Annotated in this window: 27 protein-coding genes; 11 read left to right on the forward strand and 16 right to left on the reverse strand. The window is 37.8% G+C overall.

The window, feature by feature from the left end; translation table 11 throughout:
• Nucleotides 1-13: 13 nt before the first annotated feature.
• From A9Y75_RS07280 to A9Y75_RS07315, 8 genes are all read left to right on the forward strand, one after another.
• Nucleotides 14-262: a HypC/HybG/HupF family hydrogenase formation chaperone gene (locus A9Y75_RS07280; RefSeq protein WP_071188912.1), complete on the forward strand. Its 249-nt coding sequence runs from the start codon at nt 14-16 to the stop codon at nt 260-262.
• A 51-nt stretch (nt 263-313) separates the two neighbouring features.
• Nucleotides 314-1465 carry a hydrogenase formation protein HypD gene (hypD, locus tag A9Y75_RS07285; RefSeq protein ID WP_071188913.1) on the forward strand — a complete coding sequence of 384 codons (1152 nt, stop codon included), beginning with the start codon at nt 314-316 and terminating at the stop codon, nt 1463-1465.
• Nucleotides 1466-1489: 24 nt separating this feature from the next.
• Nucleotides 1490-1717, forward strand: a complete 228-nt coding sequence (locus A9Y75_RS07290; RefSeq protein ID WP_071188914.1) for a 4-oxalocrotonate tautomerase family protein — start codon at nt 1490-1492, stop codon at nt 1715-1717.
• A 70-nt stretch (nt 1718-1787) separates the two neighbouring features.
• Nucleotides 1788-2882 carry a hydrogenase expression/formation protein HypE gene (hypE, locus tag A9Y75_RS07295; RefSeq protein ID WP_071188915.1) on the forward strand — a complete coding sequence of 365 codons (1095 nt, stop codon included), beginning with the start codon at nt 1788-1790 and terminating at the stop codon, nt 2880-2882.
• 51 nt (nt 2883-2933) lie between these two features.
• A complete protein-coding gene (gene hypA, locus A9Y75_RS07300) occupies nt 2934-3275 on the forward strand; it encodes a hydrogenase maturation nickel metallochaperone HypA (protein WP_071188916.1) in 342 nt (113 codons plus the stop codon).
• Nucleotides 3266-4069: a hydrogenase nickel incorporation protein HypB gene (hypB, locus tag A9Y75_RS07305; protein WP_071188917.1), complete on the forward strand. Its 804-nt coding sequence runs from the start codon at nt 3266-3268 to the stop codon at nt 4067-4069. The genes hypA and hypB overlap by 10 nt, the downstream gene beginning before the upstream one ends.
• A gap of 325 nt (nt 4070-4394) precedes the next feature.
• Nucleotides 4395-5186: a DUF928 domain-containing protein gene (locus tag A9Y75_RS07310; protein WP_071188918.1), complete on the forward strand. Its 792-nt coding sequence runs from the start codon at nt 4395-4397 to the stop codon at nt 5184-5186.
• 53 nt (nt 5187-5239) lie between these two features.
• The gene (locus A9Y75_RS07315) at nt 5240-7489 is read left to right on the forward strand and encodes an adenylate/guanylate cyclase domain-containing protein (protein ID WP_071188919.1); all 2250 of its coding nucleotides are present in this window, start codon (nt 5240-5242) and stop codon (nt 7487-7489) included.
• A 130-nt stretch (nt 7490-7619) separates the two neighbouring features.
• On the opposite strand, the gene A9Y75_RS07320 is transcribed toward A9Y75_RS07315, so the two are convergent.
• From A9Y75_RS07320 to A9Y75_RS07350, 7 genes are all read right to left on the reverse strand, one after another.
• Nucleotides 7620-8231, reverse strand: a complete 612-nt coding sequence (locus A9Y75_RS07320; RefSeq protein WP_071188920.1) for a class I SAM-dependent methyltransferase — start codon at nt 8229-8231, stop codon at nt 7620-7622.
• 97 nt (nt 8232-8328) lie between these two features.
• Nucleotides 8329-8700, reverse strand: a complete 372-nt coding sequence (locus tag A9Y75_RS07325) for a hypothetical protein (protein ID WP_071188921.1) — start codon at nt 8698-8700, stop codon at nt 8329-8331.
• The gene (locus tag A9Y75_RS07330; RefSeq protein ID WP_071188922.1) at nt 8693-9694 is read right to left on the reverse strand and encodes an LLM class flavin-dependent oxidoreductase; all 1002 of its coding nucleotides are present in this window, start codon (nt 9692-9694) and stop codon (nt 8693-8695) included. Before A9Y75_RS07330 ends, A9Y75_RS07325 begins: the two co-directional genes overlap by 8 nt.
• 125 nt (nt 9695-9819) lie before the next feature.
• Nucleotides 9820-10155: a hypothetical protein gene (locus tag A9Y75_RS07335; protein WP_071189640.1), complete on the reverse strand. Its 336-nt coding sequence runs from the start codon at nt 10153-10155 to the stop codon at nt 9820-9822.
• A 483-nt stretch (nt 10156-10638) separates the two neighbouring features.
• The gene (locus A9Y75_RS07340) at nt 10639-10950 is read right to left on the reverse strand and encodes a hypothetical protein (protein ID WP_016949635.1); all 312 of its coding nucleotides are present in this window, start codon (nt 10948-10950) and stop codon (nt 10639-10641) included.
• A gap of 2 nt (nt 10951-10952) precedes the next feature.
• Nucleotides 10953-11216, reverse strand: a complete 264-nt coding sequence (locus A9Y75_RS07345) for a hypothetical protein (protein ID WP_071188923.1) — start codon at nt 11214-11216, stop codon at nt 10953-10955.
• Between the two features lie 36 nt (nt 11217-11252).
• Nucleotides 11253-11681: a hypothetical protein gene (locus A9Y75_RS07350; protein ID WP_071188924.1), complete on the reverse strand. Its 429-nt coding sequence runs from the start codon at nt 11679-11681 to the stop codon at nt 11253-11255.
• Between the two features lie 1059 nt (nt 11682-12740).
• Between A9Y75_RS07350 and cysK the strand changes: the two genes are divergently transcribed.
• Nucleotides 12741-13682: a cysteine synthase A gene (gene cysK, locus A9Y75_RS07355; protein WP_071188925.1), complete on the forward strand. Its 942-nt coding sequence runs from the start codon at nt 12741-12743 to the stop codon at nt 13680-13682.
• A gap of 475 nt (nt 13683-14157) precedes the next feature.
• Here cysK and A9Y75_RS07360 read toward each other — a convergent pair whose 3' ends face one another.
• From A9Y75_RS07360 to A9Y75_RS07370, 3 genes are all read right to left on the reverse strand, one after another.
• Entirely contained in the window at nt 14158-14646 is a 489-nt protein-coding gene (locus tag A9Y75_RS07360; protein ID WP_071188926.1) for an ArsC/Spx/MgsR family protein, read from the reverse strand.
• Nucleotides 14647-14841: 195 nt separating this feature from the next.
• A complete protein-coding gene (locus A9Y75_RS07365) occupies nt 14842-15453 on the reverse strand; it encodes a cupin (protein ID WP_071188927.1) in 612 nt (203 codons plus the stop codon).
• Nucleotides 15454-15688: 235 nt separating this feature from the next.
• Nucleotides 15689-16174 carry a hypothetical protein gene (locus tag A9Y75_RS07370; protein WP_071188928.1) on the reverse strand — a complete coding sequence of 162 codons (486 nt, stop codon included), beginning with the start codon at nt 16172-16174 and terminating at the stop codon, nt 15689-15691.
• A gap of 334 nt (nt 16175-16508) precedes the next feature.
• Here A9Y75_RS07370 and A9Y75_RS07375 point away from each other — a divergent pair, with 334 nt between their 5' ends.
• Entirely contained in the window at nt 16509-18197 is a 1689-nt protein-coding gene (locus A9Y75_RS07375; protein WP_071188929.1) for a bifunctional serine/threonine-protein kinase/formylglycine-generating enzyme family protein, read from the forward strand.
• 44 nt (nt 18198-18241) lie between these two features.
• Here the strand turns inward: A9Y75_RS07375 and A9Y75_RS07380 are convergent, their stop codons facing one another.
• Together A9Y75_RS07380 and A9Y75_RS07385 are read right to left on the reverse strand one after the other, a co-directional pair.
• Complete coding sequence (locus A9Y75_RS07380; protein WP_071188930.1) at nt 18242-18697, reverse strand: DUF29 domain-containing protein; 456 nt, start codon at nt 18695-18697, stop codon at nt 18242-18244.
• Nucleotides 18698-18922: 225 nt separating this feature from the next.
• The gene (locus A9Y75_RS07385) at nt 18923-19492 is read right to left on the reverse strand and encodes a Uma2 family endonuclease (protein ID WP_071188931.1); all 570 of its coding nucleotides are present in this window, start codon (nt 19490-19492) and stop codon (nt 18923-18925) included.
• Nucleotides 19493-19676: 184 nt separating this feature from the next.
• On the opposite strand from A9Y75_RS07385, the gene A9Y75_RS07390 reads away from it, so the two are divergent.
• Entirely contained in the window at nt 19677-20243 is a 567-nt protein-coding gene (locus tag A9Y75_RS07390; RefSeq protein WP_071188932.1) for a Uma2 family endonuclease, read from the forward strand.
• 209 nt (nt 20244-20452) lie between these two features.
• On the opposite strand, the gene A9Y75_RS07395 is transcribed toward A9Y75_RS07390, so the two are convergent.
• The 4 genes from A9Y75_RS07395 to fdxB form a co-directional block, all read right to left on the reverse strand.
• Entirely contained in the window at nt 20453-21049 is a 597-nt protein-coding gene (locus tag A9Y75_RS07395) for a heme-copper oxidase subunit III (protein ID WP_071188933.1), read from the reverse strand.
• A gap of 184 nt (nt 21050-21233) precedes the next feature.
• Nucleotides 21234-22880: a cytochrome c oxidase subunit I gene (gene ctaD / locus A9Y75_RS07400; RefSeq protein ID WP_071188934.1), complete on the reverse strand. Its 1647-nt coding sequence runs from the start codon at nt 22878-22880 to the stop codon at nt 21234-21236.
• Nucleotides 22881-22922: 42 nt separating this feature from the next.
• On the reverse strand, nt 22923-23867 hold the full coding sequence (locus tag A9Y75_RS07405) for a cytochrome c oxidase subunit II (protein WP_071188935.1): 945 nt from the start codon (nt 23865-23867) through the stop codon (nt 22923-22925).
• Nucleotides 23868-24231: 364 nt separating this feature from the next.
• Entirely contained in the window at nt 24232-24525 is a 294-nt protein-coding gene (gene fdxB, locus A9Y75_RS07410) for a ferredoxin III, nif-specific (protein ID WP_071188936.1), read from the reverse strand.
• Between the last annotated feature and the right edge of the window lie 516 nt (nt 24526-25041).

Genomic DNA, 25041 nt, shown 5'->3' on the forward strand with positions numbered 1-25041 from the left:
AAGGAAAAATAAAATGTGCTTAGGAATACCCGGACAAATAACAGAAATAACCAACGTAGAACATAAACTAGCAATAGTTAATATTGGAGGAGTAAAACGCCAAGTAAACATAGCTTGTATAGTAGACGAACAACACCCCCCAGAAGCTTGTATAGGAGACTGGGTATTAGTTCACGTCGGCTTTGCAATGAACCGAATTAACGAACAAGAAGCCGCAGAAACATTACAACTATTGCAAGAAATAGCCCAAACTTACACTTAAAATTTCCTTTCTTCCTTTGCGCCTTTGCGCCTTTGCGTGAGAAATAAAAATATGAAATACGTAGACGAATTTCGTAACCCAGAAAAAGCCCAAGCATTACAAAAAGAAATCGAAAAACTCAGCCAAAAAATAGATACACACATCAAAATAATGGAAGTATGCGGAGGACATACCCATTCAATTTTCAAATACGGAATCGAAGAAATATTACCCGATAACATCGAACTAATTCACGGGCCAGGCTGTCCAGTGTGCGTCATGCCCAAAGGTAGAATAGATGATGCGATCGCACTTTGCCAAAATCCTAACATAATTTTCACCACATTTGGCGACGCAATGCGCGTACCCGGTTCAAAAACCAGCCTCTTACAAGCCAAAGCCCAGGGTGCAGATATTCGCATGGTTTACTCACCCTTGGATAGCTTAAAAATAGCCAAAGAAAACCCCAATAAAGAAATAGTATTCTTCGGTTTAGGCTTTGAAACCACCGCCCCCAGCACAGCATTTACCATACTCCAAGCCGCAGCAGAAAATATAACTAACTTTAGTATGTTTTCTAATCATGTATTAGTAATTCCTGCATTACAAGCATTATTAGAAAATCCAGATTTAGAACTGGATGGTTTTGTCGGTCCCGGTCATGTAAGTATGGTCATAGGTACAGAAACCTACGAATTTATTGCCCAAAAATATCATAAACCAATAGTTATTTCTGGCTTTGAACCATTAGACATATTCCAATCAATTTGGATGTTGCTAAAACAAATAGTCGAAAAACGTTGTCAAGTAGAAAATCAATATAATCGCTTAGTAGAAACAGCCGGAAATCAAAACGCATTAAAAGCCATAAATAAAGTTTTTGCAGTCCGCGAAAAATTTGCATGGAGAGGTTTAGGAGAAATACCCAATTCCGGTTTTAAAATCCGCGAAGAATACGCCCAATTTGATGCCGAAGCCAAATTTACAATTCCTAACTTAACAGTAGCAGATCATAAAGCTTGTCAATGTGGAGAAATTCTTAAAGGAGTCTTAAAACCTTGGCAATGTAAAGTATTTGGAACAGCTTGCACACCAGAAACACCCATAGGAACTTGTATGGTTTCTTCCGAAGGTGCTTGTGCAGCATATTACAAATATGGGCGACTTTCGACTCTGGGAAAAAGAGATAAATCAGGTGTATCTAACGAATCTCTATCAGTCTAAATTCCACAATTTGAGGAAAATTACATGGCTTATGTAACCGTCAGAATTAGTAAAAATAACTCCATAGAAAAAAAACGGAAATTAGTCAAAGCTATGACTGACGCTTTAGTCTCTATTTTAGATACTAAATCTGAATCAATAATTGTTAATATTGAGGAAGTTGAAAGAGAAGATTGGGCTGTTGGTGGCGTTTTGCATTATGACAAAAATAACAATAAGCGCGAAGATAGAGATGAAAGAAAGAATTGGTAAATAATTTAAAATGACAGGCAAAATGCCTGTCAAAAAAATACAATTTTTATACTTATAAAACAATTTAAAAATGACAATTAACTCAAATCAAAATTCCCTCTTTCAAAAAATTGAACAAGTCCGTCGTCGTCAGGGAAAAATCCGCGATACCCATATTAATCTCGCACATGGTAGCGGTGGTAAAGCCATGCGTGACTTGATAGATGATATCTTTGTAAAAACCTTTGATAATCCCATTCTTTCCCAATTAGAAGACCAAGCAACATTTGATTTAGCCAGCCTTTCCCAACATGGAAATAGATTAGCATTTACCACAGATTCCTATGTAGTAGATCCCTTATTTTTCCCAGGTTCAGACATAGGAGAACTAGCAATTAACGGCACAATTAACGATTTAGCCGTCAGTGGTGCAAAACCTTTATATCTTACCTGTAGCGTCATATTAGAAGAAGGTTTACCAGTAGAAACATTACGCCGTGTAGTTTCCAGTATGCAGAAAGCAGCACAAAAAGCCGGAGTGCAAATAGTCACAGGAGACACAAAAGTTGTGAATCGTGGTTGTGCTGACAAACTATTTATTAACACTGCGGGAATTGGCATAATTCCCCCAAATATTGATATTTCACCCCGCAATATTCAACCGGGAGACGTAGTAATTATAAACGGTGAAATTGGAAATCATGGCACAGCAATATTAATTGCTAGAGGAGAATTAGCATTAGAAACAGATATAGAAAGTGACTGTCAACCATTACATGAACTAGTAGCCGAAATCATCAAAGTTTGCCCCCAAATTCACGCTATGCGAGATGCAACCAGAGGAGGTTTAGCCACAGTATTAAATGAATTTGCCCTCACAGCAAACGTAGGAATACGCATCAATGAAAATGCAATTCCCATTCGAGAAGAAGTAAATGGAGTATGTGAAATACTCGGTTTAGAACCCTTATATCTAGCCAACGAAGGAAAATTAGTCATAATTGCCCCTCCAGAAAAAGCAGAGATAATTTTATCAACAATGCAAAATCATCCAACAGGAAAACAAGCATCTATCATAGGTGAAATTATCCCCACACCACCAGGAATAGTCTTACTAAAAACCGCCTTTGGTGCAGAAAGAATCATAGATATGCTAGTCGGCGACCAACTCCCAAGAATTTGTTAAACTCCCTCCTCTCTCTGCGCCTCCGCGTCTCTGCGTGAAATAAAAAAACCTATGCACGAACTAGGAATTACCCAAAACATCATCGCTATAGTTAGGGAAAACGCCCAAGGGAAAAAAGTCCAAAGAGTATTATTAGAAATTGGTCAATTATCAGCTATTATGCCAGATGCGATTAAATTCTGTTTTGATATTTGTGCCAAAGATACAATAGTAGAAGGTGCCTTATTAGAAATATTAGAAATACCAGGAATGGCTAAATGTCGTCAATGTGGGACAAAATTTTATGTAGAAAAACCTTTTGGTATTTGTGAATGTGGTAGCGTGCAGTTAGATATAATTACTGGTGAAGAACTAAAAATTAAAGAAATTGAAGTGGAGGATTTATGTGTGTAACTTGCGGTTGTGCTGATGATAATGAAGCTAAAATTACTAACTTAGAACATGAACATCATCATACTCATACTTTACCAGATGGGACTGTAATTACCCATACTCATCACCATGAAGAAGCGCCCCAAATTCATGCTAAAATACATAATACAACAATATCTTTAGAACAAGAAATTTTAGGAAAAAATAACTTATTAGCTGCCCAAAATCGCGGCTGGTTTAAAGGTCGAAATATCCTGGCTTTAAATTTAATGAGTTCTCCTGGGGCGGGAAAAACTACATTATTAACTCGCACAATTAATGATTTAAAAGATAAATTAACTATCAGCGTGATTGAAGGTGATCAAGAAACTACTAATGATGCTGAAAAAATTAAAGCAACAGGCTGTAAAGTTGTGCAAATTAACACAGGTACAGGCTGTCATTTAGACGCATCAATGATAGAAAGAGGTTTACAAAAACTTAACCCACCATTAGATTCTGTGGTGATGATTGAAAATGTCGGAAATTTGGTTTGTCCGGCTTTATTTGACTTAGGAGAAGCTGCTAAAGTCGTAATTTTATCGGTGACGGAAGGAGAAGATAAACCAATTAAATATCCCCATATGTTTCGCGCTAGTGAAATCATGATTCTCACAAAAATTGATTTACTTCCCTATGTACAATTTGATGTTCAATGCTGCATTGAATATGCAAAACAAGTAAATCCTAAAATGCAGATTTTCCAAGTTTCTGCTACTACTGGTGAAGGGTTAGAAGATTTGTATAAGTGGTTAAATCAAAAAGTTGCTAATTAATTAATACTCATACAGCACTTCCCCGTGTCATGAGGTACAAGAACCCCACCCCCAACCCCCTCCCCGCAAGCGATGAGGGGGCTATGATGTACCTTATAACAAAGGAATTCGCTGTAAGTAAGTAATTTAATACCTTTCGCAAAGCCTCTTCCGACAAAGGGAGAGGCTTTTAATCTCCGTGTAATATCAATTCACTTAAATTAAAGCTACAAATGAATCCTCGCGTCACCGCGTCCCCGTGTCCCCGCGTCTATCTTGTTGGCATTGATAAAATTTTAGACTAGTGTTAGATATGTATCATCGAAATTGATCGAAGCTAGTGTATATGAGTAGAAAGTTTTCTTCTGTTCAAGTAAAAACCCGCACTTTGGGAATTTTGACGGGAATCTTCATGATTCCTATCATACCAACTCAAAGTAACGCACAGTTATACCCAGGATTGCGAGTGAGCGTAAAATTCCCGCCAGCGCAAGATTTGGGCGCACCGGCACGAACTTCAGGAGCGGGTTCGCGGGGTACTGTTTGTGGTAATGAGAGCTTAATTAATGGATTAATCTCAAACAATCTTAATCAGCGCCAAACATATCTGACTGCGTTGACTCCAGAAAATAATGTGTTGACGACAGTGGCTCCCAACCCCACAGTTTATGTACAGGTTCCGAAGGCTATTAATAAGAACGCTGAATTTCGTGTGATTGACAAAGAAACGGAAACAGTTGTTTATGAAAAAATTTTTCCAATTGTGAATACTCCAGGAATAGTGAAGATAAGTATGCCAAATACTGTCAACTTAGCAGCGGGTAAAACTTATCAATGGCAATTCTTAGTTATCTGTAATCCTCTGGATAGAGAAGCAGATAAAGCACTTGAGGGTTGGATTCAGCGTACTTCTTTGAGTAAGAAACAAACGGCTAGAATACAACAGCTAAAAGCGAACTCTGTAGAACAGGCAAAATTGTATGCTAAATATGGAATTTGGCATGAAACTCTAAAGATTTTGGATCAGTTGCGCGATCGCAATCCCCAAGCACAAGCAGAATGGATAGAACTGTTAAACTCAGTTAAGTTAGAAAAGCTGGTCGAAATTTCTTCCTCTTCCCCTAAACCACAGAATTAGTCCCTCAGTAGTGCTGAGTTCTTGAGTATTAAATCCTTTGATTTTCCTAGGATATGGGCAAAATAAAACGTTTTTTGTGGGAATGGCGGGCTGTTGGGATTACGACCCCAAGTATTGCTGGATTAGTAATCCTTTTGCGCTTTCTTGGTTTATTACAATCTTGGGACTGGGCAGCTTTTGATCAATATATGCGTTGGCGGCCGCCTCAACCCCAGGATGACAGAATTGTGATTGTGGGGATTGAAGAAGCAGATATGCAATATCTTCAGCAAGGTTACATTGCTGATGGTGTTTATGCGAAGTTGCTGAAAAAACTCAAAGCCAGAAAGCCAAGAGCAATTGGTTTAGATATTTATCGAGATCTCCCTTTTGAACCAGGCCATCAGGATTTAGTGAAGGTGTTTGAATCAACCGACTATGTGATTGGGATTCAAAAAGTAGTGGGCGATGGCAATAATCAGCCAGTTCCACCACCACCTGTACTTAAAGCCAAGGATCAAGTAGGGGCAAATGATGTAATTGCTGATGCCGATAACAAGATCAGACGCGGTTTCATTTATCTAGCAGATGCCAACAATAAACCTGTCTACAGCTTTAGCTTTTATCTAGCATTACTTTATCTCCAAAAAGAGGGTATTACTGTTCAGGGAAATAAAAATTGGCAGTTAGGTAAAACCTTATTTTCTCGCTTTCAATCTCATGATGGTGGCTATATCCGCGCCGATGACAATGGCTATCAAATGTTATTGAATTACCAAGGTGAGACCGGCTCTTTTAATACAGTTTCCCTCAGAGATATTTTAGAAGACCGAGTCCCAAAAGATTGGGGACGCGATCGCATTATCTTAATTGGGATGGTGGGTGAAAGTTTCAATGATTTATTCTACACTCCCTACAGTGGCGATTTGCTCAGTATCCCAGAACCCATGTCTGGGGTGGAAGTTCAGGCACATCTCACCAGCCAAATTTTGAATGCTGCCCTCAAAGGTAACGCCTTAATTAAAAGTTGGTCAGAACCCCAAGAATGGCTGTGGATTGCCTTCTGGTCAGGGGTTGGTGCTATCCTAACTTGGCGGTGGCGATATGTAGGTAAGTCCCTTAAATCCTCTTTTTGGTGGTGGGGAACTACCCTGATATTGGCGCAAGGAGTTTTATTCGGTAGTACATACATAGCTTTTGTTTGGGGCTGGTGGTTGCCTGTTGTTGCCCCATTTTTAGCACTGACCGGTGCGGCTATTGCTATTACAACTTATATTGCTAACACCGCAGATTCAATTCGCAAAACTTTTGGGCGTTACCTGACAGATGAGGTAGTTGCTACTTTGCTGGAAAGCCCCGAAGGATTGAAAATTGGGGGTAAAAGGGCAAAAATTACCATCGTCACTTCCGATTTAAGAGGATTCACCGCCCTATCAGAACGACTGTCTCCAGAAGCAGTGGTACAAGTTCTCAACATCTATCTGGAATTCATGTTAGATGCGATCGCACAACACCAAGGAACCATTGATAAATTCATGGGTGATGGTATTGTTATTCTCTTTGGAGCGCCCACACGCAGGGCAGATGATGCTCAACGAGGAGTTGCTTGTGCTGTAGCGATGCAGTTAGCAATGACTGCTGTTAACGAAAAGTTAGCCCAATTAGATTTACCAACTTTAGCAATGGGTATTGGTATTAATACTGGAGAAGTTGTCGTTGGCAATATTGGCTCAGAAAAACACACTGAATACACCGTCATAGGCAAAGAAATGAATCTCGCTTTCCGCATTGAAACTTATACAACAGCCAAACAAATTCTCATTTCTGAAGCAACTTTAAAAGCAATTGGATCAGCAACCCTCAGAATCGATGGAGAAAAGCAAATCAAACCAAAAGGAGTTAAAGAATTAATCACAGTTTATGATATTGGTGGTATTGGTGAACCATATAACTTGTTTTTAACCAAAGACACAGATATCTTTGTTGATCTGATAGCACCAATTCCCATCATCTACCAAATAGTTGATGGTAAGCAAGTTTCTACCAATATATTCAAAGGACATTTAATCAAACTATCAGGTGAAGGAGCCTTAGTGCAAATCGATAACATAGAATCAGATACTGCACTTTCTAATTTCATTAATATTAAGCTCAACCTATTAATAGATGGCAATCCAGAAAAATTGAGTGAAGACATCTATGCCAAAATTTCCCATAAACCTGCAACTCCGGGTAATTTTTATCTGCAATTCACCTTTAAACCTCCAGCAGAAGCCGGTATACTTTTTAAAGCTCTTTCTCAATCAATTAAAGACAATAAATAAAAAAGGCGGGTTTAGCAATACAATCAAGGGTGAAAAAACTACGTTCCTACAGCAATACCTTCGCCATTTTTCTGTAGGTTGGGTTGAGCGTAGCAAAACCCAACTTAAGAATCAGGAATTATTTTAATTGTTAATCAGATTTGGCAAAAATTGTCAACAACACAAAACCTAATAAATAGTAGTGACCTAAGCACAAAAGTCCGACTTCAGAACCTAGTTGTTCACGCTGTTCTCGACTATAGAATTTAATTCCGGCTGGAGATTTTGCCATGAGTTGAAATATTGAGTTATTAGCAGTTATATCAACTAAATAAAAGCGTCCACCGGGAGAAAGTACTCGTGCTACTTCATTTAAAACCTGTTCTGGTTGGGGATAATGTAAAAAACTGATAGTATTAAATACGGCATCAAATTGACCCTCCGCAAAAGGGAGGTTTTCAGCATTACCCTCAACATAAATTAAGCGAGGACGGTGGCGGTTATTTTGTCTAGCGATCCGCAACATTTGCGGAGATAAATCTAATCCTGTTCCTCGAATTCCCGGAAACTGACTTGCTAATCTATCTAATAATCTTCCAGTACCACAACCTAAATCAAGGACATTCGCATTTGCTGCTAATTCAACTTTAGAAAGTAGTCTTTTATGGATTGCTTGGTAAATAAAAGAAGGAAATGTCCAATCGTAGCTGGATGACCAACGGTCAAAAATTTGCTTTTTATTATTGATAATGTTATTGCTCATGGCTGGTATATTCTGATATTTATTTCATTATAACTAGATAAATCCTCGACTTGTTTGAGAAGCCGAGGATCAGGTCATGGAAATCTAATGAAAGAAATTATAACCAGTCTCGATAAGCCGAGATTTCATTAATGCCAATTTCAAAGGGCATTCCTTTGCCAAATGGCGGATAAACTCGGATTTTCGCGTCTGTGGTAAATCGTTCCAGCCGATTACCCAATTGCGGAATATTACTGACTATATGCCAGTAAGATACTATATCTGGACAGTCTACAATCAGCATCAAAGTGGTAATATTAGTTGTCATATACCACTGACAATTAGATAACAGAACTTGGGTAATGCGATCGCACGAATGATAAAAGCACCTCCCAATAGACTGTTCTAATTCCATATGTAGCATTCCGTCCTGTTTTGTCACCTCCATAGGAGGTAAGTCATCAGGAGGAAGCAAGGGGAGTTTAGACATAATTTCGCACCTCTTGATTGTAGCGCTGCAAACTCTCTCGATTTTTTTGCAGAGACAAAGATGAGGGTTTGAGCGCTAGTGTGCCGAGATCTAATTCGTCCTGAAATTTCTTGATTTTGTCGCGACAGGTTTCTACATCACCAATAATCGAATTTTCAAGCAAATAGTTTTCATCAAAACAGATATTTGTTCGATCAAATGGTTTCTGAGGCTGGGGACTATTCTGCATTACTTGAGTGGTGTTAGCGATCATTTTCTGGCTAAATTGGCGAATGAAAGGTAAGGCTTCACTTACAGCTTCATCAGAGGTTTTAGCCACAAAAAAGAACCGTGCTAACAGAAATTTATCCGCACCACTGGAATTTAATTGCCGATATTTGCTGACTGTATTCTTCAATCTTGCCAGGGAAAAGGGCGGACCCCCCATTAAGCCAAAGGAATTTTCAGCAGCAAATTTAATAGCATCATCATCACCACTGGCAATATAGACGGGGATAGGTTTTTGTAGTGGTTGGGGATAAACTGTCAAGCGATCGCACTGATAGAATTGCCCATTAAATGATACGTCAGTTTCATATAATAGCTTTTGAATAAGTGCGACTGCTTCTAACATCATGGGGCGGGATTCAGACATCGATACGCCAAAATGCTGATTTTGTTGAGGAAAGGGTCCCCCTTTAGCTATCCCAAAAGCCAATCTACCACTACAAAGATTATCCAAAGTAGCAATATCCTCAGCTACCCGAATTGGGTTGTGAAACGGCAATAATACCGCCCCAGTCCCTAAACGAATAGTTGACGTAACACCCGCCAAATGTGCCATTAACAGCAAAAGTGACGGGCTGAGATTGGATTCATTAAAATGATGTTCACTCACCCAGGCTTCTTCAAAACCTAAGTTTTCCGCCTGTTTCACCAGTAAAACCTGTTCAAAGATGGCGCGACGGACATCGTGATGATGATTTTCGTAATTGCAGAAAAGTCCTGTTTTCATTTTTGGCAAACAAAATTTTAGTACAGCACAGCAGAAATAATTAAACAGTTAGCATCAGACAAAAACGTAAATTACATCAACATTATTGCCTTCAACTTCTGCCTTTTAACTTCTACCTCCTTCCACTAAGCTGCCACTAAATGCAACTCCAACCATAAGCGCGGTTCGGATTGTTTAAGTTTAGACATCGGGTCGCGCAGCAATCGCTTGGCATTCATGCAAACCACTTGAATGAGTCCCATATTGTCTGCTACTTCCCTCAGTATTTCTTTTTGCGCTTGCACATAGGGCAAAATATCTTCAGAACAATAAATCCCTACATATTGAAAGCGTTTAGCAGGTCGTCCCCAGAAGCAGGTAATGACTTTCACATGGCACCCTTCCAGTAGTTCCCCAGTGTTCGGGTAATAGTGGTTAACGACTCTTGTGAATTCTTGAGCTAGGATATCTTCAGCAATCATTTGACTGACTATTTCTGTAGCGTCCATCACTGTAATTAGCATAACATAAATTTGTCAGCCAAACATGACAAAATGCCAATTAAAGTTAAATATATTCTTAAAATAATTCGTAATTCGTAATTCGTAATTTGTAATTCGTAATTTGTAATTCGTGAAATACATCTTCAAAAAAAAGAGGTGTACTCTAATTGAGTATCACCTCTAAATAATGACCATATATAATGAATTCAAAATTTATGAACTGGCACAATTGAGTAAGAGACACGGAAGAAGATCCTTTTATCAGATGTTTATTGTTGGGCAAAAAACAGTAATATCATGTCCGCCTAATCACTTATCAAAAAAAATCTCCGCGTCCCCGCGTCTCTCTGTCTCCGCGTCAGTCTAAATGATAAGTATATCTCTGACGAGACGCTACGCGAACAACCGGACATGATATAAAATCTCTCCCCATCTCCCGCTGATTAGTACAGCACTTCTGAATTAACGGGAATTGCGTTCAGCCACTAAAACATCAGCTATAATATCTGGTACATTCTTTAAATCCACATATCCCTCAGAACCAGAGATAGGAGAATTAAATGTATAATTTGGGTCACAGGCTCCTGTATCATAAACTTGAATAAACCACTTATCAGGAAAACCCTCAACACCCAATTCTACAATGTACCAAAATTCACCCATCAACCGCGAGTTAAAGATAGTAAACCAATCTCTGTAATCTTCAGAAATATTCCAGTCTGCCAAAAGGAATTCTAGAGCTATTTTTCCAGCATCAGTTGAAGTCAATAGCATTATTACTCCTGATGTGCAACCTCATTGGAAACTTCAGGATATAACCCCAATTGTTTCGCTAACTCCTTGGCTATAAAAAATAAAAATTGAGCGCCATCTTGATTGCCTTCATGAGCAAACATAGTAGCTACTTGTAACATTGAATGTACTAAACCAGAATCAACCAATTCAGGCTGAGATTCTAGAATTTCTGGTTCTTGACCATTAGGACATTGAAGCAATTCATCAATCAAATTAAAATATTGTGTTTGGCGTTCGTCTGTCATGGTGAGTTAGTTTAGGGTGAATAAGAAAACTGAAAATTATTGCTCTATACTTTGTTGCCAAAGCCTTTCTAGCATTTCGACTTGTGCTTTGAAAACAGCAGTGCGATATACAAGATACCTGTCATAAACAAGAATACCGAAGCCAATACAAATAGGTGTACCCAAAACCAACCATTGCAAAATGGTAGCGATTTTATATCGTTCCATTAGAATTTGCAGTTGTACAAAAAAATTATATTTAGATAATTTTCTGTTGGCTGGAGATTGAGGAGTATTTATGCTCTCTGGCTGGAGAGATAAAGAATCAGACCCTTTATTAATATTGGTGACTTGACAGGATAAATTCTGTGTCTTAACTAACTCTATATGTCGTCCCCAAATTAAATTAAATACTAATAGCCCTGGAGAAAGCACAGCTAAAGTAACTAAGCAAACAGTCAAAATATTTAAAATTTTTAATTTCACCTTCGCTCTCCCTTGCTAGGTACGCATTAACCCAGTAAGAAAATGTATTTTATGGTTTATTACTGCACCTTATTATTGTCAATTCTCAAACAGCCATTAAATTTTAGATTCTCAATATACACCTAGTAGATGACACCCAATAATTTAAAATCTCAAATCTCAAATCTAATTTTTTTCATCTAAAATTGGCAGGTTTATGAGTTACAACTAGATGTGCAATCTACTCATAAAGTATTACTAAGCAATTCAAAATTAAAAATCCCAAATATACTCCCTTTTGTATTCACTAATACTGACAGGATTTAACTGCTTTTGAAGACAGATTACAACCGACTTAGGGGTAAGAAGTCCCCCCTAGTTCTCCAGACTTTCGTCTAGGAATTTCGGGGGGTAGAGGGGAATCTCTGCGTAAATCCTATTCATGTTTATAGCAGTCACCTCTCCAGAACACAGTTTACCCCACCACGATTAGAATTATTAAACTCATTAAGATAGTACTCAAAGCCTAAAAGACTTATCTAGTCAGACTTATAAAAAAATTTCGGGTAGAGGTGCTAGTGTTTTTGAGAGGGGGTACTAGCATTTATCAGAGGGGGTTCGGGGACTTTTGTACTCAACCTCAATGCTTTATTAGCTGAGGTTTGCTGATGTTTAAGGATATTTATAAAGTTGTTTTTAACCTTAAAACTTGTACTCAAATAATAATATATCATGACAAAGTGGAACTGAATTAAAAATAAACTAAATAGCTCAAAAAAACAATTAAATTTTGTAAAACTGATGATTTTATCAAGATATAAGCACATTATTTAGATGCTGATTATTTTAATTTTTTCATCTTCACTCAGTAAAAATGATACTATCTTCATAGTAAATACTAGTCTTTTTGGGGTTGTGTGCCATGAATTTTTTGACTCAATACCAAGGTATCATCGCTATTGTAGGCAGCAGTGATATCTGCTCCCAGTAAATGTTACTTAACTACAAATTAAATAAGTAAAAACCTATTATTATGAATAAGGACTTAGAAGTAATATTTAGAATTTTAGGAGTTAATAAATGCGAATTGCTCAAGACGTAACAGAACTTATTGGCAAAACACCCTTAGTTCAGCTGAACAAAATTCCCCAAGCCGAAGGAGTAGTTGCCAGAATAGTTGTTAAATTAGAAAGCATGAACCCAGCGGCTTCAGTCAAAGACCGAATTGGGTTGAGTATGGTGCTTTCAGCCGAAGCAGAGGGTTTAATTACCCCAGGAAAAACCGTTTTAGTCGAACCTACCTCTGGTAACACCGGCATAGCTTTAGCAATGGTAGCAGCTGCCCGTGGCTACAGTTTGATTTTAACCATGCCAGAAACCATGAGCCAAGAAAGACGTGCCATGCTGCGCGCTTATGGTGCAACTTTGGAGTTAACACCAGGCCCCCAAGGAATGCGGGGAGCAATTAGCAAAGCTGAAGAAATAGTGGCTAAGACTCCCAATGCTTTTATGTTGCAACAATTCCGCAACCCAGCAAATCCGAAAATTCACCGAGAAACGACATCTGAGGAAATTTGGACAGATACTGACGGCGAAGCAGATATATTAATTTCTGGTGTAGGAACTGGAGGAACGATTACTGGTATTGCAGAGATACTTAAACAACGCAAGCCAAGTTTTCAAGTGATTGCGGTTGAACCTAGCAACAGTCCTGTCCTCTCTGGAGGTGAACCCGGCGCTCATAAAATTCAAGGAATTGGTGCAGGATTTGTCCCCGATGTTTTGCGTCAAGAATTAATTGATGAAGTGATTCGCGTCAGTGACGACCAAGCAATGTCTTATGGACGCAGATTAGCAAAAGAAGAAGGTTTATTATCAGGAATATCATCTGGTGCGGCTTTGTGTGCGGCTATTCAAGTCGGTCAGCGTCCAGAAAATGCTGGTAAATTAATTGTGATGATTCAGCCTTCTTTTGGTGAACGCTATTTGAGTACTGCGATGTTTCAAGAATTGATGAGTTAATTTATTAACCCCAATTCTTAGTATTTTTTAGGTTGGGTTAACGCGAGGAAACCCAACAAAATCATGATTTTAAATTTTGAATTGTTTAATATATCTACTTGCTCATTCTTGCTTTTCGTGAGTCAGGATTTACTAAATTCAACCATGTAAAGGATGAGATTTTTAATATATTGAAACTTAGTCACGACTTACGCAAAACATCACAAAAGTAGCGGTAATTCATGAATTACCGCTACGCAAAAATAAATTACCCAAAAATCAATCGTAGGGTGGGTTAGGACGGTAGTCAGTAACCCACCATAAATTTAGGGGATAATGGTGGGTTAGCGCAGCGTAACCCACCCTACAAATTGGGGATTGTTTTATTTGGAAGTCCCTTAGAGGATTTGATTTTATCATTCATCCTTTAATCCTAAAAATCCTGATTCTGACATTTTTAATCATCAGAATCAGGATTTATTGAATATTGAAATATCTAATGCTGGTGTTCTTTTCCGTGATGTTTACAACCACCTTCACCGTGATGGTGTTCGTGATTATGACCATGAGAGCAACCTTGGAGGTCTTGCTGCATCAGTTTTTCGCTCATTTCCTTTAAAGAGTTATCCACAGCTTTTAAACCTATCCATGCGTCGATTTTCTCGACATCAAAGCCTACTTCACGTCTATCTCCTACTTCTAGTAAAGGACGACGAATTAATAAAGGATCTCTGAGCATCATTAATAAAGCGGTGTCACCGTCGATTTTCTCAGGGTTAACCTCTCCTGATTTTACTCTTGGTGCGGCTTTGTTGAACCATTCAACTACAGGGCGATTTCCAAAAAATGAACGCAATCTTTCTGCTGTCCAAGGTTCTGTTAATAGACTATATGTTACTACCTCATGACCTGCGGCTGTCAGCAAAACTTTTTGCTTTGTACCACCTTTACAGCCTGGTTTTTCATAGAAAATTACTCTGGCCATTGCTATATCTCCTATAAGGTTTTTATTCGATTTCTGGACAGTAAATAATTAACCGCAGATAAACGCAGATAAACGCAGATAAAAGAAAGATGGTGGGTTTTAATGATAGGTAAATATTCTGGATTTTTTACCTATTACTATTAGTTGCTATCTATTTATCACAATAATCATTTATTTCTGTTTTTGCCACTACATTTAAAATTTTTTAGCAATGTGGTTAATGATATCAAATTCCCATCTCTTTTTGGGGTCGGTTTCTCCATATATATTAAATGTAACTGTCGGTTCTTCTCCCACAGCTTGCACGCAATGTATTGTATCAGGTGTAAAACTGATCATATCACCTGGAAATAAATTTATTTCTCCGGTTTTTTCAATTTTATCAGGAAACTCTGGATGAGAACTGCGCCGCCAAAATGTATTTTTTTCCTCACCTTTTAAGACTGCTACTACTCCCCATGTTCCATGATTATGAATATTAGAAATTGTCCCCGGTGCAAATGTGACTGTTTGCACGGTTAAGGGAAATCCCAATTCATCGTATAACAGTAAAACTGATGTTCCTGTTTTACTGTCAGCTTCTAAAAATTGACTGTTTACCCAATAAGAATTGACCATTAATCGCCTTACCAGCATTCTAATTTCTGGGAGACGAGTTGATTCATCCTCAACATCATTGAGAACATCTTCTACATCGGTTAGAAACCGATATAGGCGATAATTATCACGCAATAAATCCCAAACTCTCGCTGATTTACAGATTTGATGCTCTCCATTTGCAGCGACAAACCAATCCTTACCTTGCATAATTTCTATACTATCAATTATGAATATTTGGGTAAGAAAATTATGGGAGGATTGGTTTGAGGCATTATAGTTATAGGAGCTACAGGAGATGCAGGTAGCGTAGGTAGGAGAACAGTATTATTATTAGATGTAGAGAGAGATTGATAAGAAAACGAGGTGGATAACCAATTGTTCATGACTTTTGATTGGTGATTAGTGATTGGTGATTGATCAAACTCTTACGTAGTCTCTATAATTAATCATCTTCTTCTGGTGGACGGGTTAAAATATCCAGAAGAATGCCAGCACCAAAATCATTTTTGTCATCAATACCTTTAATTCTGGTACTGATTTCCTTGGCTTGCTCTAAATCTCCTAGTTTAGCTAATACTAATCCAGAAGCAGCATAAGCATTCAAGTACAATCTGATTTGTGGTTCTTCGTGTCGCTGAACTAAGATGGATTTTAGGTCTTCCCAGTTATCAGGTAATTTTTCTATTTCTTTAATTTTAGCAATTAATTGCTCTGCTGTTGTCAGTGCTAGAGGATAATTATTTTTGTAGTAAAAATATCTATAAGCTGCTACTAAAACATCTGTATTTCCTTGGGTTTTAGATAAAGCTTGTTGCATATATTTTTCTGATACTTCTGTATTTTCCCAAGTCTGTGCTGCTAATATCAATAATTCCTTGACATCATCGGATACATCAAACCATGAGTATTTGTTTTGGTTAGGTTGCATAATCTTGAAACATGATAAATTGTCTGAATCAGGATGTCCAGGATTTAAGGATTAACAGGATGTAATTTACCAATTACCAATCTAATTTATTGTAGAACATACACTAGACGTAATTCTGTAAATTTTAGCTTATCTCAATATCTATCTTAAAAAATAATAAATAATTAATCAAACTCAGAACTTACACACAAATAATACCATCCTGTAAATCCTCAAATCCTGGATATCCTGATTCTGACAAAATTGATTTATTTCGCGCAAAGACGCAAAGAAGATATCCTGATTCTGACATTGCTTATGCTACAATCATCACTAGATATCCCCTGCAACTACCATGAGTCAATGTCTCAATCCTGACTGTCTTTACGAAAATCCCCAGGGTACTAGCTTTTGTCAACGTTGTGGAAATAAAATAATATTAGATGACCGTTATCTACCGATTAAATTTATCGGAGAAGGTGGTTTTGGGAGGACTTTTCAAGCTGTAGATGTGAAAAGATTAAATACTCCCTGTGTCATTAAACAATTTTTACCCCAACAAGCAGGAAGCGCATCTTTACCAAAAGCTACAGAACTATTTCAACAAGAAGCGCAAAGACTGCAAGAGTTAGGTAAACATCCCCAAATTCCTGATTTACTCGCTTTCTTTTCTCAGGATAGTAGATTGTATTTAATCCAGGAATTTATTGATGGTCAAAATTTACTGGAAGAGTTAAAAACTCAAGGTAAATTCAATGAATCTCAAATCAAAATTATTTTAACAGAATTATTGCCAATTTTACAATTTATTCACGACAATAAAGTAATTCATCGAGACATTAAACCAGAAAATATTCTCAGATGTAAAAACGGTAATTTATTCTTAATTGATTTTGGTGTTTCTAAAGAAACCAGCAGTAGTATTGTCACTAAAATTGGTACGATTACAGGTACTCCTGGATATGCACCACCGGAACAATTTCGGGGGATGGTTTACCCAAGTAGTGATCTTTATAGTTTAGCTGTAACTTGTGTACGTTTATTGACGGGACATTTTCAAAATGCTGATGGTTCAGATCCATTATTTGATACTATAAATATGGAATGGACATGGCAAAAGTATCTTTCTTTAAGTCAGGAATTAACCTATGTTTTAGAAACTATGTTGCAAGATATTCCTAAAAAACGATATCATTCTGCTCAGGAAGTTTTAGCAGCATTAAATAATCCCAAGATTCAAAAATCTGTCGTTATTCCCCCACCTCAACCGAGTAATTCTCACAAATCATTTACAGAAGATTTGGGTAATGGTGTATTGTTAGAAATGATTGCTATTCCTGGGGGAACTTTTTTAATGGGTTCATCGAAAAATGAACCTAAAAGATATGATTCAGAAAGTCCCCAGCATCGGATAACTATTCAACCATTTTATATGGGCAAGTTTACTGTAACTCAGGCACAATGGGAAAGGGTAGCCAAATCACCACAGGTGAAAGATAAACTTCAACCCAACCCCTCTAGCTTTTCTGGTAAAAATCGTCCAGTGGAATGTGTTTCATGGCTGGACGCACAGGAATTTTGTGCTAGGATAAGTAAATCTACAGGTAAAAAATATCGTCTTCCCAGTGAAGCTGAATGGGAATACGCCTGTAGAGCCGGAACAACTACACCATTTTATTTTGGTGACAACATCACCACTGATTTGGTAAACTACGATGGTAATTATCCCTATAATTCCGGTGCAAAAGGTAAATATCGACAACAAACAACTGATGTAGGAATTTTTCCCCCTAACGCTTTTGGTTTGTATGATATGCACGGGAATGTGTGGGAGTGGTGTGAAGATGACTGGCAAGAAAATTATATAAACGCGCCTACTGAAGCTAGTGCTTCGATTAATCGAAGCGGTAGCGGTAATATCCTGCGTGGTGGTTCTTGGAACAACGGCGCTAGGCACTGTCGTTCTGCGTCTCGCGACAGCTACGCGCGTGTCAATAGGAGCAACTACGTGGGTTTCCGTGTAGTCGTATCTTCTAGTACTTAGTAGCTCTTTATATTCTTACTCCAAATTAGTAGAAAACTGCTATCTTATTCTGGGAAAAAATCAGATTTGAGAACAAAGTCAGCATTAAAAGGACATTCCCCAGGAAACACAGATATAGATAAACCTGTTTCTGAAGAAGCTAAATCTCTCGCTTTTTGATAACATTCATTGAATATTTCTAAATAATAGTTCTTTAAACTAGGACTATCTGCAAAATCATCCTCTAATCGGTTACGATGTTCTTTGATTGTTGTGCGCCAGCTATTTGTCCTTTTTTCTGGTTGATACTGCCATTTTAGTAAGTGCATTAATAAAATTCTCAAGTTACTTTTAACTGATTTTTTATCACTATTCCCCATACTTTCTATTTCAGAAATTAGATTTTCGATATCTAATTGATCAAATCTTTTTTGTTGTAATATTTTGATGGTTGATTCTACCCAAAGATGAAAATCTTGGTTGTAGAGAGATTCTGATAAGGTTGGTAATGTGGTTTTCATAAGCTGAAAGTTTTAGCTGAAAATTTTCTACCAGATATCTACAATCTAAAAAACCTGTTATATATGGGCGCATTTTTTCCCACTCATAACATAAGCATAGTTGAAACTACGATTTTTGTCAAGCTCATTCTCTAATATCCTTAACTCCAAGATCCCCGACTTTTTTGATAAATTGCTAATTAAATTAAGATGATTGATATCAGAAATTGGGGATCTGAATATTGCTTACTCAAAAACAACACCGCGATAAATTTCTGCTATTGGTAATTCAACCCCAATTGACTCCAAAGTAATAGATTTTTCTAAATTATTAAAATCACTTAATAACCAACCTTGAGATTGTTTAGTATATTTTTCTATAAAAATTTCATCTTGTTCAACTAATAAATATTCACAAAAACTGCTAATTGAACGATACATCCGAAACTTGCCTTTGCGGTCATAATCTGCTGTAGAAGGGGATAATACTTCTATAATTAAGGTAGGATTTAAAACTTCATCATTGCGATTTTCATTTAGTTGTAGTTCACCTGCAAAAACCATCACATCGGGATATAATCCGCGTTTATATTCAGGAATCCATAGCCGCAAATAGCTATTAATTGGCTCAAATTTACTATCACGGAGAAGATATGTAAGATAGGTTAACATATTTCGACCAATACGACTATGGTTAAGTGATCCTCCTGGCATTGGTACAATTTCTCCATCATGATATTCGTTGCGTGTTTCTGCTTTTTCTTCAATAGCGCGATATTCATCTAAACTATAACGACGCTCAACAGTGGTAATCATTATGCTATCACCGATTATATTGAAATCATCATGATTATAGCAGAATTGCGGCTATAAGTAATGATGGAGTTTGTCAGAATCAGGATATCCAGGATTTAAGGATTTACAGGATGTGATTGGATGATGTTTTAATACTTATAAATAATGTTAAAATTAAACCATAAGTAATCATGGAGTAATTGTCATGGTACAAACTAAACATAGATTTGCAAGTTTTGAAGAATATTTATCTTATGATGATGGCACAGATAATTTGTATGAATTGTTTAATGGGGAGTTAGTTGAAATGCCACCAGAGTCAGGAATTAATGTGCAGATTGCCACATCTTTATTAATTCAATTTGTTTCACTCTTAGGCTATAAAAGAGTGCGGGGACATGGTTTAGAGTTGGAAGTAAGAGGAGAACCGAGAAACCGTTATCCTGATTTAACTATTATTCGAGAAGAACATATTCAACAATTAGCAAACCGGAATACTATTCGTCTTTCAATGTCACCACCTTTATTGGTTGTTGAAGTTGTTAGTCCTGGGGAATTACAAAGAGATAGAGATTTCATTGCCAAGCGTCTACAGTATCAAGATTGTGGTATTCCTGAATATTGGATTACTGACCCCCAAACAAAAAGTATATTAGTTTTAGAATTAATTGATGGAATTTATCATGAAATGGGAATTTTTTCTGGTGATGATTTAGTTATTTCTCCACAATTTAATAGTCTCAATTTACAAACATCACAGATTTTTGATTAATCAGGAGTTTCTTTTGTCACCGATTACATTGAAGTCATCATGATTATAGCAAAATTGCGGCTAATTGTCAGAACCAGGATATCCAGGATATCCAGGATATCCAGGATTTAAGGATTTACAGGATTTTAGTTATCCAGCAAAGATCCCCGACTTCTTTTAGGAATTTATCATTGAGTAATATCATTAATATTAGAAGTCGGGGATCTGAATTAAAATGCGTTAAGAATGTAAACCAAAGTGAAGAGAACAATCCAAATAATATCAACGAAGTGCCAGTAAATTTCTGCCATTTCGATGCCAGTGTGTTTGGTAGCAGAATAGTGATCACGACGTAAAGAACGCCATAATACACCCAAGATTAACAACAGTCCGATAAAGACGTGTAAACCGTGGAAACCGGTCATCAGATAAAAGCAATTGGCGAAAACATTGGTGGTCAGACCATAGCTCAAATTCATGTATTCATAAACCTGACCAGCCAAGAAAACTGCGCCCATAATGGCGGTAATAAAATACCAAAACCGCATCCAGCCAACACTATTTCTTTTAATTGCCATATCACCAAAGTGAATGACAAAACTACTAGAAATAAGAATGATAGTGTTAATTGTAGGGATAAATAATTCTACATCAGTTCCTTCTGGTGGCCAAACTGCGGTAGTACCTCGAAAAAACAAATAAGTGGCAAAAAATCCACCAAACATCAAAGATTCAGAAACCAGAAAAGTTAATAATCCCCAAACTCGCAAATCTTGATGTTCTTCGTGTCCAGCTTCGTGATGTTCACTGGTTGTAATTGCAGTCATGCTATTTTCCTACTATTCATTTCTCTATTAGCTGTCTCACCCGCCTGGGAATAAATTCCCAGTCTAATAGCCCAAGTCCGTTAAAACGGACTGAAAACCGGATTTGTTAGTCGGTTTTAACCGACTTTTGCTATTAGCCTTGTACTTGAGTACAAGGTGAGTAAACTATGTCAATGTCTGCGTTTTAACTGACAGCCTCAGTCACCGATGAAGATTCATCATGAATCTGACCATAGTCATAAGGGCCATGAGTAACAACAGGTAAAACTTCCCAGTTTTCAATAATTGGTGGAGAACTGGTAGTCCATTCCAAAGTCAAACTTTCCCAGGGATTATCACCTGCGAGTTCTCCTTTTTTCCAACTGATAATGGCGTTGTAAGCGAAGGGAATCACAGAAATACCCAAAATGAATGCGCCAATGGTGCAAAGCTGGTTTAAGCTCACAAATTGGGGGTCATACATAGCAACTCGGCGAGGCATTCCTTGTAAACCCAATTTGTGCATGGGTAGGAATGTCAAATTAGTACCGATTAAAGTCAGAACAAAGTGAACTCTTCCCCAGGTTTCGTTCATCATTCTGCCGGTCATTTTGGGGAACCAGTGATATATACCTGCGTAAATACCAAAGACGGAACCACCAAATAAAACGTAGTGGAAATGTGCGACTACATAATAGGTGTCGTGGACGTGAACATCAAAGGGTGCTGTTCCCATTGTTACGCCGCTTAATCCACCCATGACGAACATAGAAAGTAAGCCTATAGCGAATAGCATGGCGCTGGTAAAGCGGATTTTTCCACCCCAAAGGGTTGCAACCCAACCGAAGATTTTGACACCGGTGGGAACTGCAACTATGAGGGTGGAAATGGTGAAGAACATCCGCATCCAACCGGGTGTTCCACTGGTAAACATATGGTGAACCCAGACGAATAAACCGACGACGCAAATAGCAACTGTGGAAAATGCGATCGCTTTATAGCCAAAAATTGGTTTCCGCGCATGGGTAGGAATTACTTCTGACATAATCCCGAAAATCGGCAGAATCATCAAATAAACTGCCGGGTGGGAATAAAACCAGAATAAATGCTGATAAATAACGACGTTACCACCTGCATCTGGTTTGAAGAAGGAAGTACCAAAGTTAATATCAAACAACAACAGAATTAAACCTGCTGCTAATACTGGTGTAGATACAAGTGCGAGGACGGAAGTTGCTAAAATTGCCCAGCAAAATAGGGGAACTTGATCCCATTTCATGCTGGGGACTTTCATCAACAAAATAGTAATGACAAAGTTTAAGGAACCCAAAATTGAGGAAGTTCCTACTAACACAATCGCTAAAATCCACATGGTTTGGGCGATTGGTGCGGTAACTAAGCTTAAAGGTGGGTAAGCTGTCCAACCAGATTGGGAACCACCAAAAATGAAACTGAGTAATAACAGTAAACCAGCTGGTGGATTTAACCAAAATGCGATCGCATTTAATTTGGGAAAAGCCATATCTCTAGCACCCACCATCAGCGGAACTAGATAGTTACCAAATCCCCCAATTGCACTGGGGACAATCCATAGGAAGATCATGATTGTCCCGTGATTGGTCATGAAGGCGTTATACAGATTAGGATCAAGAAAATCGGAATCTGCGGTTGCTAACTCGGTGCGGAGTGCGATCGCCATCAACCCACCGATGAGATAAAATCCAAACGCTGTCACCAAATATTGAATCCCAATCACCTTGTGATCAATATTAAAAGTGAAATAATCTCGCCATTTCCACGCTGTAGGGTGTGAAGTGTGTGGCGTATTTGGTGGAAATTCTACCTGTGTCATAAGCTATGAGTGCGAATTTGTTCAGTAGTCAACTGAACGCTGCTATTTTTTAATTTGAGTCAGAGTTGCTGCATTTACACCCATCTCATTGACATAAGGTGCCAGAAATTCAGGTGTCGATAAATTAGCTGGATTTACAGCTACAATTTGAGGTTGTCCTTGCTTTTGAGCAATCTGGTTTTCTGTCAACCAGCTATCAAAATCTTCTTGGGTGTGGACAACAACTTGCGATCGCATGGAACCGTGATAACCACCACACAATTCCGCACAAACTATCGGATATGTACCTGGTTTTGTAGCGACAAAACGTAATTCTGTAGGGATACCAGGAAGTGCATCTTGTTTGAGACGAAATTGCGGAACCCAGAACGAATGAATTACATCATCTGCTGATAGATTCAACTGCACATCAGCACCAACCGGAACGTGTAATTCACCCGCAGCAATACCAGTTTGGGGATAGTTAAATAACCATGCAAACTGAATCCCTTTGACATCAACTACCAAATCCGCTGGTTTACCTTGAGTTTGGGGACTTCCACCAATACCAATTCCAGCAGTTACAGTTTTAGAACCATCATTCATGGTAGCAGCCATTGCCATCTGTCCATGAGGATGACTTCCTGGTTCTAAACCTCCCATTTTGTTATAAATATCTACACTGTAGATACCCAACACAATCACAATTACTGTGGGAACTGCTGTCCAAAATATTTCTAAGGCTAAGTTACCTTCTACAGGTGTACCATCACCATTGTCTCCTGGACGACGACGATACATAAACAAGAAAATTAGAATCGTTCCTTCTACTACTAAAAATAAAGCAACAGCAATGGTAAACATGATATTGAAAAATCCGTCTACCAAAGGCGCTTGTTGCGATGCTTGTACCGGTAGTAGATGATGATTTTGACCAATCCAGATGCTGATAGGGGAAATTATCATCCCAGCTAACAGCGTCCACAACGAGACAGGAACTTTTTGCATACTAGCTGATCTCTATCCATTATCAGTTATCAATCTGTTCACTGATTTAAGCCAGCGTTTTTGATTTTCACTTACTAACGTTCTAACTTACACCTAATCAGAAAGGGGGGAAACTTCCATATTTTTTCATATCTTCCCCTCTGAAAATGCTTAGATTCCCGACATCTTAGAGAAATCAGGAATCTAATTTTTAAAGTCTGTTAATTAATAACAATTTGTAATTTATATTTTTGTTTATAGTGAACTTTTTAACTAGTTCAGGTAAGGATTGAGTATTCCCCTCTAATTATCTTGTTTGACTTCTGTACGGAATTAAATCATGTCTCCTGGAGAGGATAATAACTTTAGCTAATTCCTCAAAGTCTTAGTTGTCTACTGTTGTATGAGAATAACAGTTCTTGGGACAAATCCGAGAACAAGCTTCACAACCAATGCAGTTTTCTGGAGTCATTACTGCCATTACTTTACGTTCGATTTCTTCATCATCTTCGTCTTCAACAAATTCGCCTTCTTCATTTAGCGCCTTCAAGCCTAAAACATTGTGACCACATACTTTAATACATCTGCCACAACCGATACATTTATCTTTGTCAATTTCTTGAGCAAATTTAGGTGTCCAAGCCTTACCGCCAAAAGTCACTCCTGTTAATGTTGCCATGAATTTATCCTCAGCAATTTTGCTTACAAATTAGTGGGTGATTTAATCTTCATACTAGCCTAATATTTTTTAAATTTGCAAATAAAAATTAATTTTTTTATCAAACTTCGATGACTTGATAAACCATTTTTTATGGCTATTTTTTAGCCTAAATGACATTTTTTTCTAATAAATATAATTGTAAGAACAATCACAAAAACAATCGTTTTAAAATGATCTTATATGGCTATAGCAGTCATATTTAACTAGTGAAAATAAAAAAGTTAAGATCACAAACTTCTTCAAAAAATCGGAGATTTTGTTATTTGTAAATAAATTACACAGGTAAAATGCAAAAATAGAGACGTTCTATAAAACATCTCTACACTTTTTTTACTTTATTAAGTAGCCATCATGAACTGCGTACACCAGGACACATGAAAAACTTCTTATTCCCCTCATCGCTTGCGGAGAGCAGCGCTGTGCGGGGGTTCCCCCCGTTGAGGCGACTGCGGGGGAGGGGTTAAGGGTGGGGTC

It is taken from the genome of Trichormus sp. NMC-1 (assembly GCF_001858025.1).
GTDB lineage: Bacteria > Cyanobacteriota > Cyanobacteriia > Cyanobacteriales > Nostocaceae > Anabaena.